Annotated in this window: 15 protein-coding genes; 7 read left to right on the forward strand and 8 right to left on the reverse strand. The window is 63.6% G+C overall.

Annotated elements, in window-relative coordinates:
• Position 1: 1 nt before the first annotated feature.
• From mtgA to mpl, 8 genes are all read right to left on the reverse strand, one after another.
• Complete coding sequence (gene mtgA / locus AC56LG_RS07595) at positions 2–730, reverse strand: monofunctional biosynthetic peptidoglycan transglycosylase (RefSeq protein WP_497165493.1); 729 nt, start codon at positions 728–730, stop codon at positions 2–4.
• An 8-nt stretch (positions 731–738) separates the two neighbouring features.
• The gene (gene aroE / locus AC56LG_RS07600; RefSeq protein ID WP_497165494.1) at positions 739–1,548 is read right to left on the reverse strand and encodes a shikimate dehydrogenase; all 810 of its coding nucleotides are present in this window, start codon (positions 1,546–1,548) and stop codon (positions 739–741) included.
• Positions 1,545–2,396, reverse strand: coding sequence for an energy transducer TonB family protein (locus AC56LG_RS07605; RefSeq protein ID WP_497165495.1), 852 nt, complete (start codon positions 2,394–2,396; stop codon positions 1,545–1,547). Before AC56LG_RS07605 ends, aroE begins: the two co-directional genes overlap by 4 nt.
• 266 nt (positions 2,397–2,662) lie before the next feature.
• On the reverse strand, positions 2,663–2,953 hold the full coding sequence (locus AC56LG_RS07610; protein WP_497165496.1) for a hypothetical protein: 291 nt from the start codon (positions 2,951–2,953) through the stop codon (positions 2,663–2,665).
• A 2-nt stretch (positions 2,954–2,955) separates the two neighbouring features.
• Positions 2,956–4,998 (reverse strand): ribonuclease catalytic domain-containing protein, encoded by a 2,043-nt coding sequence (locus tag AC56LG_RS07615; protein WP_497165497.1) that lies wholly within the window; start codon positions 4,996–4,998, stop codon positions 2,956–2,958.
• 1 nt (position 4,999) lies between these two features.
• On the reverse strand, positions 5,000–5,623 hold the full coding sequence (locus AC56LG_RS07620) for a chorismate--pyruvate lyase family protein (RefSeq protein WP_497165498.1): 624 nt from the start codon (positions 5,621–5,623) through the stop codon (positions 5,000–5,002).
• Complete coding sequence (locus AC56LG_RS07625) at positions 5,578–6,177, reverse strand: YqiA/YcfP family alpha/beta fold hydrolase (protein ID WP_497165499.1); 600 nt, start codon at positions 6,175–6,177, stop codon at positions 5,578–5,580. Before AC56LG_RS07625 ends, AC56LG_RS07620 begins: the two co-directional genes overlap by 46 nt.
• A complete protein-coding gene (gene mpl, locus AC56LG_RS07630) occupies positions 6,174–7,544 on the reverse strand; it encodes a UDP-N-acetylmuramate:L-alanyl-gamma-D-glutamyl-meso-diaminopimelate ligase (protein WP_497165500.1) in 1,371 nt (456 codons plus the stop codon). Before mpl ends, AC56LG_RS07625 begins: the two co-directional genes overlap by 4 nt.
• A gap of 76 nt (positions 7,545–7,620) precedes the next feature.
• Here mpl and AC56LG_RS07635 point away from each other — a divergent pair, with 76 nt between their 5' ends.
• The 7 genes from AC56LG_RS07635 (at position 7,621) to AC56LG_RS07665 (ending at position 13,720) form a co-directional block, all read left to right on the forward strand.
• Positions 7,621–8,253 carry a hypothetical protein gene (locus tag AC56LG_RS07635; RefSeq protein ID WP_497165501.1) on the forward strand — a complete coding sequence of 211 codons (633 nt, stop codon included), beginning with the start codon at positions 7,621–7,623 and terminating at the stop codon, positions 8,251–8,253.
• Complete coding sequence (locus tag AC56LG_RS07640) at positions 8,250–8,801, forward strand: TlpA family protein disulfide reductase (RefSeq protein WP_497165502.1); 552 nt, start codon at positions 8,250–8,252, stop codon at positions 8,799–8,801. The genes AC56LG_RS07635 and AC56LG_RS07640 overlap by 4 nt, the downstream gene beginning before the upstream one ends.
• Positions 8,802–8,931: 130 nt before the next feature.
• Complete coding sequence (gene aroQ, locus AC56LG_RS07645) at positions 8,932–9,363, forward strand: type II 3-dehydroquinate dehydratase (RefSeq protein WP_192052651.1); 432 nt, start codon at positions 8,932–8,934, stop codon at positions 9,361–9,363.
• 99 nt (positions 9,364–9,462) lie between these two features.
• Positions 9,463–9,930, forward strand: a complete 468-nt coding sequence (gene accB, locus AC56LG_RS07650) for an acetyl-CoA carboxylase biotin carboxyl carrier protein (protein WP_497165503.1) — start codon at positions 9,463–9,465, stop codon at positions 9,928–9,930.
• Positions 9,931–10,021: 91 nt separating this feature from the next.
• A complete protein-coding gene (accC, locus tag AC56LG_RS07655) occupies positions 10,022–11,410 on the forward strand; it encodes an acetyl-CoA carboxylase biotin carboxylase subunit (RefSeq protein ID WP_192052649.1) in 1,389 nt (462 codons plus the stop codon).
• Complete coding sequence (gene prmA, locus AC56LG_RS07660) at positions 11,407–12,363, forward strand: 50S ribosomal protein L11 methyltransferase (RefSeq protein WP_497165504.1); 957 nt, start codon at positions 11,407–11,409, stop codon at positions 12,361–12,363. The genes accC and prmA overlap by 4 nt, the downstream gene beginning before the upstream one ends.
• A gap of 10 nt (positions 12,364–12,373) precedes the next feature.
• Complete coding sequence (locus tag AC56LG_RS07665) at positions 12,374–13,720, forward strand: zinc-ribbon and DUF3426 domain-containing protein (protein WP_497165505.1); 1,347 nt, start codon at positions 12,374–12,376, stop codon at positions 13,718–13,720.
• The last annotated feature ends 1 nt before the right edge of the window (position 13,721 follow it).

Consider the following 13,721-nt stretch of genomic DNA (forward strand, 5'->3'; position numbering starts at 1 on the left):
CTCAGGGCAGCTCGGCCGAGGCCATGCGGCGCTGGATCAGGCTGGTGCGCTTGACCAGGTAATTCGTGCTGCGGTTGCGGTCGTAGTAGCGCGGATTGGGCAGCATCACCGCCAGCCGCGCGGCCTGGGCCGGGGCCAGTTTGGCCGCCGGCACGCGGAAGTAATAGCGCGCGGCCGCTTCGGCGCCGAACACGCCGCGGCCGAACTCGACCACGTTCAGGTACACCTCGAGAATGCGCCGCTTGCTCATCACCGTTTCCAGCATGAAGGCGATGATCATTTCCTGCCCCTTGCGCACGTAGCTGCGCGAGCCCGACAGGAACAGGTTCTTGGCCAGCTGCTGGGTGATGGTCGAGCCGCCGCCGACCACCTTGTGCTTGCGGTTGTTGCGGTCGTAGGCTTTTTCGAGCGCTTCGAAATCGACGCCCGGGTGATCGGCGAAATTCGCGTCTTCCGAGGCGACGACCGCGCGTTTCAGGTTGTTCGAGATGCGCTCGTACGGCACCCATTCGTGCTTGAGCTGGGCATCCGGATTCTTGTCGCGCAGTTCGGACAATTGCTGGCGCATGAAGCTGGTCGAACTCGGATTGAAATACACGAACCAGCACACTTGTACGAAGAAATACAGCTGGAGCAGGAACACGGCCAGCAGCGGCCCCAGGAAAATCCATTTGATCCAGCGCCGGCCGCCCTTGTTTGCCGCCCCTACCGCATTGCCTCGTTTTGCCATTGTTATAGTTATGGTCGTAGTTTATCGAAAACGGCACCCGTCTGCGGCCGCACGCCGCGCCAGACCAGGAAGGCCTCGGCCGCCTGCTCGACCAGCATCCCGAGTCCGTCGCGCGTCGCGGCGCCCTGCTCGCCCGCAAACACCATGAACGGCGACGGCACGCTGCCGTACATGATATCCAAAGCCAGTGTTCCTTTGGAAAAAGCCGAAGTCGGCACCGGCGGCAATTGCGCCGCCAGGCTGCTCGAGGTGGCGTTGACGACGATATCGTAGGGGCCTGTGATGTCGTCGAAGCCGCCGGCGGCCAGTTCGACGGCGTGGCCGCTGAAACCGGCGACCAGGCTGTCGGCCGTGGCGCGGGTGCGGTTCGCCACCAGGATCGAACGCGGTCCTTGCTCGATAAACGGCAGCATGATCCCGCGCGCGGCGCCCCCCGCTCCCAACAGCAAGATGCGTTTACCGGTCAGCGTCACGCCCGCATTCCTGAGGATGTCGGCCACCAGGCCGGGACCGTCGGTGTTGTCGCCGATAATTTCCCCATCCCGGAAGCTGAGGGTATTCACGGCGCCGGCGACACGGGCGCGTTCGGTCAACTGCGTCGCCACCGCCACCGCTTCGATCTTGAACGGCACCGTGACGTTCGCGCCCTTGTATCCCTGCGCCACCAGCTCGCGCACCGTGGCGGCGAAGCCGTCGAGGGGAGCCAGGCAGCGTCCGTAGGCGATGTCCTGCCCGGTCTGGGCGGCGAACACGGGGTGGATCTCGGGCGATTTGCTGTGGGCGATCGGGTTGCCGATTACGCAATACTGGTCGGTCATGCCTGCTCCTGGAGTTCGGCTTTTACTTTTTCTTCGCGGGTGAACGTGAACCGGGTGATCACGATCCATAAATCGTCCTTGCCGGCCGTGCGCATGTTTTGCGGGAAGGCGCCGAAGGGCGCGGCGCGGCGCACGATCTCGAGCGCCGCCTTGTCCAGCGCCGGATTGCCGGAACTACGCTCGACGCGCGGTCCGCCCTCTTTCTGATACAGGCTGCCGTCCTGGAAGACCGGGATCGAGATGACCAGTTCGCCGTAGAGTTTCTTGCCGTTTTGCTGCGGGAAGTTCAGCGTGCCGACTTCCTCGACCTGCTTTTGCATCGCCTTGTAGTACAGCGCATAGCCGACCTGGCGCGTGCTCGGCGAAATATGGGTGCGCTTCGGACGTTTATTTTGGTCCTCGATCGTTTGCGTGATCTCGGCCGTCATGCGCGCGATCTGGCGCGCGGTGTCGACCTCGTCGGCGCCGGTGCGGGTCGGATCGGGCTTGTCGTTGTCGGTGACGGGCGCGGCCTTGAAGTTCGATTTCTGCACGCGCGTGAGCACGTTCTGCTGCAACTGTTCGAGTTCGACGATGCGCTTTTGCAGCGCCTTGATGCTGTCGCCGTTCTCGTTCTTGCGCAGGTCGGGCAAGGGAGATTTCGAACGGCCAGCCTCGGCCATGCCGCCGCCTTCGAGGTTGGCCTGGGCCAGCGCCTCGGCTTTCACCGGCGCCTTGGCGTGCTTGGCGTTGACGAGGATGACTTCCAGCCCCGGATCGGCCGGCTCGAAGCGCAAGGCATCGGGCGCCACGAACCGGATGGCGAGCAGGACCGCATGCGCCGCCACCGAAGCGGCCAGGGCAATCATGAGGGGACGGTTTTCTCGGGAATACTTCACGCGGGCGGCCGGACGGCTGTTGAATCTGGGAATCCAAGCATTCTACCGTGCGGAGCGGCGCTTGGGGATGTCCGCGCGGAGAGCAGGTGGCAGCACGGCAACGGACGGGGTGGTAGGGTGGGCACTTGTGCCCACGCGGTATCGCACCGTTGAACGTTCGAAACAACTTTGTGGCTGTTCAACCGTCGTACCGCATGGGCTCGAGAGCCCATCCTACGTTACACCGCTGCCAACGATTAATGCTTGCAGACGAGCTTTAGCGCGTGCCCGTCTTTTTCAGAAAAATACTCGACGCACTCTTCTCCCTGCCGGTAAATCGTGCGCATGCCGAACGAAGACACGTAATCGGCCTCGCTGAAACTGACCGATCCGTCGTGGTCGAGATCGATCGCCTCGTACGGCAGCGGCGAGCGGTACACCATCCAGGCGAAGATCGCCCAGTAGCCCAGGATGATGAGGGCTGCGGCGATCACGGCAGTGCGGATCGAACGGTGCATTTTGCGGCCCGATGTCGCGGCAGGGTTCATGGTCAGGCGCCGGCCGGCGTCGCGTCGTCCGTACTGACCGCCGCCACCGCGCCTTCCGCTTCGACCGCTTCCTCGACTGCCGCTTCGCCGGTGTCCGTAGCGTCTCCTTCGTCTTCTTCCAGCGCCAGCTCCTCGCTTGGCGCCGCGACGACTTCGAGCAGGCGCGCTTCCAGCGACAGGTCGACTTCGTCCCAGCGCACGATATCCAGGCGCACCGGCGTGCCGCGCGCCACCTGCGGCATGCCGGCCAGGCGGATCACCAGCGGCACGTCGGCCAGGCGCAGCACGTCGTCTTTCAGGACGACGGCATCGGCCTGCTTGACGTTTTCCTGCCCCAGCCAGCGCAGGCACCAGTAGCGTTCCATCGTCTGCTGGAAATCGTTGTACGCCGCATAGGCGGCATCGAAGGCCGAGACGATCGAGAACAGCGTCGCGTCGCGCGGTTTGAAGGGGGCGACCAGCGGCGCCGTCACGCCGTGCTCGGCGCAGGCGATGATTTGCCACTGGTTGACCAGGTCGGTGTAGCGGCGCAGTGGCGAGGTGCTCCAGGCATATTGATCGACCCCGAGACCCTGGTGCGGCGCCGCGTGCGTGACCATGCGCACCTGCATCTTGGCCGCCCAGCCGGCGCCGCTGCCGGCGCCCTGCGAACGGTAGATGCCCGGCACGCCCGAGTCGTGCAGCAGCTTGCCCCAGGTGCTGTTCGCGAAAATCATCAGTTCGGCAACGATTTTATCCAGCGGCGCGCCGCGCTTGCGGCGCACGATCGAGACCACGTCGTCCTCGACATAGAAATTGAAATCGACGCGGTTGCCCTGCTCCGGCTTCAATCCGAACGCTTCGCGCTTGACCATGCGCCCGGCCTCCAGCTTCAGCGCCCATTTCCACAGCAGCCCCAGCTCGGCCTTGTGCGGATATTCGCCTGCGCCATTTTCCAGCGTTTCCTCGTTGACCAGCGCGTCGAGGTCGTTATGGCGCAGATTACTCTTGATCGGCACCAGCTCGGCGCGCGTCGTCGTCGAAATGGTGGACCAGTCGGCCGGGTTCAAGGTCGCGTACAACGACAGTGCCGGGCAAGTATTGCCTTCGGCCAGCGTGAAAGCGTTCACGACTTCGTCCGGCAGCATGGTGATCTTGTCGCCCGGCATATACACGGTGGACATGCGGCTGCGCGCGATCTTGTCGATCTCGTCGTCCGGCTTGATGGCGAGACCCGGCGCCGCGATGTGGATGCCGACGCGCACGTTACCGTCTTCCAGTTGCTCGACCGAGAAGGCATCGTCGATCTCGGTGGTGGTGACATCGTCGATCGAGAAGGCGGCAACGTTCGCCAGCGGCAGCGCCGTCGGCGCGCTCGGCACCGCAACCGGCTGGAAGCCGGCGCCGCGCGGGAAGTTCTCGAACAGGAAACACCCCATGTGCAGCTCTTTGGGCGAGGCGACGCCCTTGGTCGCCAGCATCAGGCGCGGCGCCGTGGTTTGCAGTTCGTTGGCCGCCGCTTCCAGCGCCTTGTATTCGATCATGTTCTTGTCCGGCTTGAACAGCAGCTGGGCAACGATCGGCTGCATCGCCGCCGGCAGGGTGCCGGCTTTCAGCTCTTCCACATAGCCGGCCTGGACCAGCGCCTGCTGCTTTTTCTTTTCGATGCCGGCCTGGGCCGCGCGCAGCGATTGCTCGGGCGCGGCCTTGTAGCGTCCGCGTCCTTTCTTGTAGAAATAGATCGGGGCATTGTGCAGCGCCAGCACCAGGCCGGCGGCCTCAAAGGGCAGCGGCGCGTGGCCAAAATATTCGGCGCCCAGCTCGGCAAAGCCGAACTCTTCTTGCCCGGCCACTTCCCACAGGAAGTCGAGGTCGACTTCGGCGGCGATGCCTTTCGCTTCTTCCAGCAGCGCTTCGGGCGCCGGCTTTTCGAACTGCAGCAAGACATCCTTGATTTTGACCTTGCTGCGTTTTCCGCTGGCCAGTTCTACCTGATAGGCTTCGCCGGCGGTCGACAACACCGAGCCAACCTTGAAGTCGCCCGATTCTTCAAAAAATACGTTCATGTTATTTCGCTATCTTTATTGTTGCGGTTGCCGCCAGGTTGAGTACAGCCGGCAAGAATATCTCGGTGACCATCAGCAAGCCTTGATGGCGGCGATAGACACAGCGCCGCGCATGGAATTCGTGCCCGCCGAGCTCCCCGCCCAAGGCCGCGCGTACGCGCACCAGCAGCGGGTGACCCGCGCGCAGGCGGGCAAATTCGAGCGGCCCGCGCTTCACTTTCGGGTCATGAAACAGGGTGGTGCCAAGCGACCGTTCGCCCAGCGCCGAAAACAATGGCCAGTCGCTTGCCGTGGCCGCCAGCGGCACGACGGTATGGCCGAATACCACGGGCACGCCGTCGCAGCAGAGTAAAACCTCGCGCTCCCAGACCCGCGCGCGCCGCGCCAGGCCCAGCGGCGCCGTTTCTTCGAAGGCACAGGCCGCGCTCTTCTGGTGCAAACGGCGCACGCGGAACGTAGCGCTGCTCGCTACCAGGCGCGCCGTCAGCGAACCCGGCGTTGCCAGCCAGTCGCGCATCCCCGCATCGGCACCGACGCCGCTTACCTTGGCGTGCCACTTCGCCAGGCGCAGGCGCGCGCCTACGATGCCGCCTTTCCTTGCGACCAGTCGGCGTGCGGCTGGCAAAACGCCAGCACGTCGTCGACGTACTGCGGAAACTCGGAAATCGCATGGTCGCTGCCTTCGATCACATGCTGGCGCGCACCTTCATAATGGGCCACCATGTCGCGGTAATCCAGTACTTCGTCGCCGGTGGCGGCAATCAGGAAATAGCGCTCGGGCCGGGTAATGCGTGCGACTTTCAATTCGGCCAGTTCGTCGATGTAGTCGCGCCGGAATTCGAAGGGTTCATCCGAATGCCAGTTCGTGGTGACGCCGACGTGTTTCTCGAGGTTTTTCAGCGGATCGACCGCGGGATTGAGCAGCACGGCCGGCACGTCCAGGCGCTCGGCCAGCCAGGTGGCATAAAAGCCGCCCAGCGAAGAGCCGACGATGGACAAGTTGTGCGGCGCATGGCGCCCGGCCAGCAGCAGCGCGAGTTCCATCGCCGCTTTGGGCGAGGCTGGCAGTTGCGGACAGATCAGGTCGCCGGCACGACCGGCGGCCGCCATTCGCTCCTGCAGCACGCGCGCCTTGAATGAGCGCGGCGAGGAGCGAAAGCCATGCAGATATAAAATCATTTCGCCAGTGCCTCGAGCAGTTTCTGGTGCACGCCGCCGAAGCCGCCATTGCTCATCACGAGGATGTGGTCGCCCGGCTGGGCCGCCTGCACGATGGCTTGCACCATGTAGTCGATCTGGTCGAAACTGTGCGCGATCGTCCCCAGCGGTTTCAAGGCATCGGCCAGCGACCAGCCCAGCGCCTGCTGGCTGCCGAAACCGAACACCAGGTCGGCATCCTTGAGGCTGCCCGGCAAGGCGTCCTTCATGGCGCCCAGCTTCATGGTGTTCGAGCGCGGTTCCAGCACGGCCAGGATGCGGCCCTTGGCGCCGATCTTCTGGTGCAGGCCGCCCACGGTCGTCGCGATCGCCGTCGGGTGGTGCGCGAAATCGTCGTAGACAGTGATGTTGTTGACGACGCCGCGCACTTCCATGCGCCGCTTGACGCTCTGGAAGCGCGACAGCGAATCGACCGCCTGCGCCACCGGCACGCCGACGTGGCGTGCGGCGGCGATCGCGGCCAGCGCGTTCGAGCGGTTGTGCTTGCCGGTGAGGTCCCAGTGGACCGTGCCCTGGCTCTCGCCATTGAAGATGACGTCGAAGCTGGACCCGCCCGGATGCTCGACCATCGCCCAGTCGACGCCGTCGGACACGCCAAAGGTTTCTTTCTCGCTCCAGCAGCCGCGCTTGATGACGCGCGCCAGCGAGGTTTCGTCACCATTCACGATCAGGCGCCCGACGCCGGGCACGGTGCGCACCAGGTGGTGGAACTGGGTTTCGATGGCGCCGATGTCCGGGAAAATGTCGGCGTGGTCGAATTCGAGGTTGTTCAAGACCGCCGTCTTGGCGTGGTAGTGCACGAATTTGCTGCGTTTATCAAAGAAAGCGGTGTCGTATTCGTCGGCTTCGATGACGAAAAAGTCCGATTCGCTTTCCCCCTGCAGGCGCGCGGAAATACCGAAATTCATCGGCACGCCGCCGATCAGGAAGCCGGGCGCATAGCCGGCGTCTTCCAGGATCCAGGCCAGCATCGACGAAGTCGTGGTTTTACCGTGGGTACCGGCGACGGCCAGCACCCATTTTTCGCGCAAAATATGTTCGCCAATCCACTGCGGGCCCGACACATACGGCAAGCCGCGGTTCAGGATTTCCTCGATCAGCGGATTCCCGCGCGTCATCACATTACCGACCACATATAAATCGGGATTCAGCGACACTTGCTCCGGGCCATAACCCTGGATCAATTCGATGCCCTGGGCCTCGAGCTGGGTACTCATCGGAGGATAGACGTTGGCGTCGCAACCGGTAACGCGGTGGCCGGCCTCTTTCGCCAAAACCGCCAGGCCGCCCATGAAGGTGCCGCAAATGCCGAGGATGTGAATATGCATGATCGTGAGGAAAGAAGCGAATACGCGATTCTACCCGACGCGATGCCATTTTTAGTTCAAGAGTATGATCGAGGGCATGATGCCAACCCAGAATAATGACCTCCAGCAGTTGCGCGCGCAGATCGCCGCAACCGCCGCGCGCATGATCGCGCAGGACGGCGCCGACTATGCCACGGCGCGCACGAAGGCGGCCCGCCAGGTACTGGGCGTGGACCAGCCCCGCCCGAACCTGATGCCCGACAATGGCGAGATCGAAGACGAAGTGCGGCGCTACCAGGCCCTGTTCGGCGGCGCCGCCCATGCCGAGCGTCTGCAACTGCTGCGCGAAAAGGCGCTCGAGGTGATGGATGCGCTTGCCGAGTTCCGCCCTTACCTGACCGGCGCTGTGCTCAACGGCACCGCGGGCGAACACGACGACATCCATTTGCAGCTGTTTGCCGACAGCGCAAAGGAGGTCGAGATTTTTCTCCTCAACCGCAACGTCAATATAGATATCTCGGAAACCCCGCATTTCAAGGGCGCCCGGCACGATCCGGTTGAAACGGTGAGCTTCCTGTGGCATAAGGAGGCGGTGCATGCCGAGTTGTACGATTTTCATGATTTACGCGGCGCCTTGAAACCGCGCGCCGATGGCCGCATCCAGCGCGTCGACGCCGCCGGCTTGCGCGCCCTGATGAGCACCGATCAATCCCTGGAACAGGACGAATGAATAAGAAGAAATTGGCCGCGTTTGCGGCTGTGGCAGTTATTTTTGGCGCGCTTGGCGCCGTGTTCGGAACGAAAAAAGACGCAGCGCCGGTGACGACCACCATGGCGCCGACTGGTGGCCCGGCCCATACCGCCTCCACTAACTTATATGCGCGTACCCTGGAAGACCTCGGCGGCAAGCCGCAAGCCTTCAGCCAGTGGCAAGGCAAACCCCTGCTGGTGAATTTCTGGGCCACCTGGTGCGCTCCCTGCGTGCAGGAAATGCCGGAACTGTCGGCCATTGCCAATGAAGAAGCCGGCAAGCGCTTCAACGTGATCGGCATCGGCATCGATTCGCCCACGGCAATGCGCGAGTTTGCAGCCAAGCACAACATCAAGTATCCCCTGCTGGTGGGCGGCATGGGCGGCACCGACATCGCACGCGATTTCGGCAATGCCAACGGCGGCCTGCCCTTCACGGTCCTGATCGGCGCCGACGGACAAGTGCGCAAGACGTATCTCGGCAAGTTAAAATTCGACGCGTTGAAGGCCGACCTGGCGGCGCTGTAAAAAGCCGCGCACGGTCGTTCGTTTCCGATCTGCGCGTCAGCCTCCTCTATCCACAGAGAATTTTATCGCTTGCCAATAGCTGACGTTAGCGGCAAAATGCGACACTTTCGAGCATAGACTCTAGAATACAATGGCGAAAAAGCTACTGCTGCTCAACGGTCCCAACCTGAATTTATTGGGCACCCGCGAGCCTGCGGTGTATGGCGCGGCAACGCTGGCCGACATCGAAAGTGCTGCACAGGCGCAAGCCGAAGCTGCGGGCGGATCGCTTTCCTGCTTTCAAAGCAACCATGAAGGTGCGCTGATCGACCGCATCCATGCCGCCCGCGAGGAAGGCGTCGACGCGATCGTCATCAATCCCGGCGGACTCACCCACACGAGCGTGGCATTGCGCGATGCGCTCGCCGCGGTGGCGATTCCGTTCATTGAGGTGCATATCTCAAATATTTATCAGCGCGAAGAATTCCGTCACCATTCCTATTTGTCGGCCCTGGCCCGCGGCACCATCTGCGGACTCGGCGTCGACGGGTATCGGTTTGCCATCGACTTTGCGCTTAAATAGCGTTAATCTACGACAACTTCATGCATCATCCTCGGCTGCGCCGTGTTTTTGCGCGCTGTTTTACTCTTCTAATACCACAATAATTCCAAGGGGTTTCACATGGATTTACGTAAACTCAAGACTTTGATCGACCTCGTCGCCGAATCGGACATCGCTGAACTCGAAGTGACCGAAGGCGAGAGCAAGGTTCGCATCGTCAAGTCGTCCGCCACGCCCCAAGGCCAGATGGTCATGATGCCGCCTGCCGGCATGCAGCAGTACTCGGCGCCCGCCCCTGTCGCCGCACCTGCAGCCCCGGCCGCGCCAGCTGCACCTGCTCCCGCCGCCGAAACCGGCCACGTCGTCAAGTCGCCGATGGTCGGCACCTTCTACCGCTCGTCGGCACCCGGTGCCGCGGCCTTTGTCGAAGTCGGCACCAACATCAAGGAAGGCGATACCCTCTGCATCATCGAGGCAATGAAACTCCTGAACGAAATCGACGCCGATGTGTCCGGCGTGGTGACCAAGATCCTGGTGGAAAATGGCCAGCCGGTCGAATTCGGCCAGCCACTGTTCGTGATCGGTTAATTGTCCTTCCGGCCGTGATCTCTTCCCGGCCGCACCATCCCGAATCCAGGCCGGCGCACGACGCCGGCACTCTCACCTGACCAAGCTAACCATGTTTGAAAAAATTCTTATCGCCAACCGTGGTGAAATCGCGCTGCGTATCCAGCGTGCATGCCGCGAAATGGGCATCAAGACGGTGGTCGTTCACTCGGAAGCCGACAAGGACGCCAAGTACGTCAAGCTGGCCGACGAGTCGGTCTGTATCGGCCCGGCGCAGTCGTCGCTGAGCTACCTGAACATGCCGGCCATCATCAGCGCCGCCGAAGTGACGGACGCCGAAGCAATCCACCCCGGCTACGGCTTCCTGTCGGAAAACGCCGACTTCGCCGAACGCGTGGAAAAATCGGGCTTCGTCTTCATCGGCCCGCGTTCCGATTCGATCCGTTTGATGGGCGACAAGGTCTCGGCCAAGCAGGCGATGATCCGTGCTGGCGTGCCTTGCGTGCCGGGTTCGGATGGCGCGCTGTCGGACGATCCGAAAGAAATCATCCAGACCGCCCGCAAGGTCGGCTATCCGGTCATCATCAAGGCCGCCGGTGGCGGCGGCGGACGCGGCATGCGCGTGGTCCACACCGAAGCGGCGCTGTTGAACGCCGTGGCGATGACCAAGACCGAAGCCGGTACCGCCTTCGGCAATCCGGAAGTGTACATGGAGAAGTACCTGGAAAATCCGCGCCACGTGGAAATCCAGATCCTCGCCGACGAACATAAAAACGCCGTCTGGCTGGGCGAACGCGACTGCTCGATGCAGCGCCGCCACCAGAAGGTGATCGAGGAAGCGCCGGCGCCGGGCATCCCGCGTAAACTGATCGAAAAGATCGGCGACCGTTGCGCCGAAGCTTGCCGCAAGATCGGTTACCGCGGCGCCGGCACCTTCGAATTCCTGTACGAAAACGGCGAGTTCTATTTCATCGAAATGAACACGCGCGTGCAGGTCGAACACCCGGTCACCGAAATGATCACCGGCATCGACATCGTGCAGGAACAGATCCGCATCGCCTGCGGCGAAAAGCTGCGTTTCCGCCAGCGCGACATCATGCTGGCCGGCCATGCGATCGAATGCCGCATCAATGCCGAAGACCCGTTCAAATTTACGCCGTCGCCGGGGCGCATCACCGGCTGGCACCCGCCGGGCGGTCCCGGCATCCGTGTCGATTCGCACTCGTATGCGGGCTACTATGTGCCACCTCATTACGACTCGATGATCGGCAAGGTAATTTCCTACGGTGCTACGCGTGAGCAAGCCATCCGCCGCATGCAAATCGCGTTGTCGGAAATGGTGGTCGAGGGTATCTTGACCAACATCCAGCTGCACCGCGAACTGATGGTCGATGCCCGCTTCATCGAAGGCGGCACCAACATCCACTACCTGGAACAGAAGCTGGCCAACCGCCCCGACACCAAAGTGGTCGTGGCTCCCGAGAACAAGGCTGACGCATGAGCTGGACCGAAGTCATCATCGAAATCGCACGCGAACACGCCGAGGCCTTATCTGACGCCTTGATGGAAGCGGGTGCGCTGTCGGTGTCGGTGGAAGACGCCGACGAAGGGACCGACCAGGAAAAGCCGCTGTTCGGCGAGCCTGGCATGGAGCCGACCGAAGCCGCCTGGGACCACAGCCGTGTCGTGGCGCTGACCGACGTCGACGCCGACCAGGCTGCGATCATCGCCGAAGCGGCTGCCGCCATCGGCCTGGCCGCGGCGCCTGCGTTCACCACGCGCGACGTCGCCGACGCCGACTGGGTGCGCCTGACGCAATCGCAGTTCGAGCCGATCCACATCGGCACCAACATCTGGGTCGTGCCGAGCTGGCACGAAGCGCCGGACCCGAACGGGCTGATCCTCGAACTCGATCCGGGCCTCGCCTTTGGTACGGGCAGCCATCCGACCACCCGCCTGTGCATGGAGTGGCTCGAAGCCCATCCGGCGCCGGGCAAATCGGTGCTCGATTACGGCTGCGGTTCGGGCATCCTGGCGATGGTCGCCAAGAAGCTCGACGCCGCCGACGTCACCGGCGTCGACATCGATCCGCAGGCGATCGAATCGGCGCGCGCCAACGCCGAGCGCAACGGCTGCGACATCACTTTCTACGTGCCGGACGAACTGGCTGTCTCGGACAACGAGCGTCATAAAAGCGGCAAGTTCGACATCGTCGTCGCCAACATCCTGTCGAGCCCATTGAAGCTGATGGCGCCGATGTTGTCGGGCCGGGTGGCGCCGGGCGGTTCGCTGGTGCTGTCGGGCGTGCTGGCGCGCCAGGCCGAGGAAGTGGCCGCGGCGTATGCACCTTTCATCAAGCTGGGCGTCTGGGCCGAGCAGGACGGCTGGGTTGCCCTTCACGGGACGCTTGGCCAGGATACGGTACCGGCCGCGCGTTCCGCAACGAACGCCTAAGGAGCCCGGCATGGCGCTTGCCACACAATGCCCCCATTGCGGCACGATGTTCCGGGTCGCCTCGGACCAACTCAAGCTGCGTGGGGGCATCGTGCGTTGCGGCTCCTGCCAGGAGATTTTCGACGGCAGCGCGACGCTGGTCGACCTCGATGCGCTGCCGGCCAGGAACGAAGCGCCTGCGCCTGTTCCTGTTCCTGTTCCGGAGCCTGAACCGGTCGCCGCTGAAGCGGCCGCTGTACCCGAGCCTGCACCTGTGGCGCAGGCGCCGGTCGAACCGCCCTCTCCCGCCATCCCCGAAGAAGAACCGCTGGCGCCGCTCGACGTGGCAGTCGATCTGCCGAACTTCGACGACCAGCCGGTCTATACGCTCGACTTCGACCATACCTTCGATCCGTTCGGGATTTTGCCGAAGGTCGATGATGCGCCACACGATGCGCCACCTGCCGACGCCGAGCCTGCCGCCGTCGTGCCTGCCCCTGAACCGGCGATCGCTGCACCTGCCGACGCGCCATTGACGCCACCAGGCACCGGCCGCATCGAACCCATCTTCGGCCTGCCGGTCGACGAGGAACTGGTCGCCGCGCCGCTGCCCGGCCACGGGCAGGACGAGCCTGCCGCCCCTGCCTCGGCACACATACAACCTGCCGCCGACGCGCCGCCGATGCCGATGCGCGAAGCGACCGCCAGCACGGTCAGTCATCCTCCCGTGGCCCACATCCCGCCGGTGGCGCGCACCCCGGGCGCCCAGCGTGCCGACAAGGCCGCGGCGCGGCGCTCGAAACTGACGCCGACCCGCATCGAAGCGCAGCCGAAGCTGCGCGCGGCCGAGATCGACGAGCCGGATTTCGTCAAGCGCGGCCGCCAGCAAGAGCAGACCGGCCGCACGCGCAAGGTCGCGCTGCTGAGCGGCGCCGTCGTCATGCTGGTGCTGCTGTTCGCGCAAGGCGCCTTCACCTTCCGCAACGCGCTCGCCGCGCGCTTCCCGGATGCGAAACCGGCGCTGGTGTCGGGCTGCGCGGTGTTCGGCTGCCGCGTCGAACTGCCGATGCAGGCCGATAACCTCGCCATCGAAACCGGAGAATTGACCACGCTCGGCGGCGGCGCCTATTCGTTCACCACCGAACTGCGCAACACGGGCGCCACTGCCCAGGCCTGGCCGAGCCTCGAACTGGCGCTCACGGACGCCGACGACAAGCCGCTGGTGCGGCGCGTGTTCGCACCCAGGGATTATCTCGCCGCCGCGGCCACGGCAGCCGCCAACGGCATCGCCCCGCGTGCCGAACAACCGATCAAGCTCCACTTCCGGGTGGACGACCTGAAACCTTCCGGCTACCACATCGCCGTTTTTTATCCTTAAA

It is taken from the genome of Telluria sp. ZB2R32 (genome assembly GCF_059685715.1).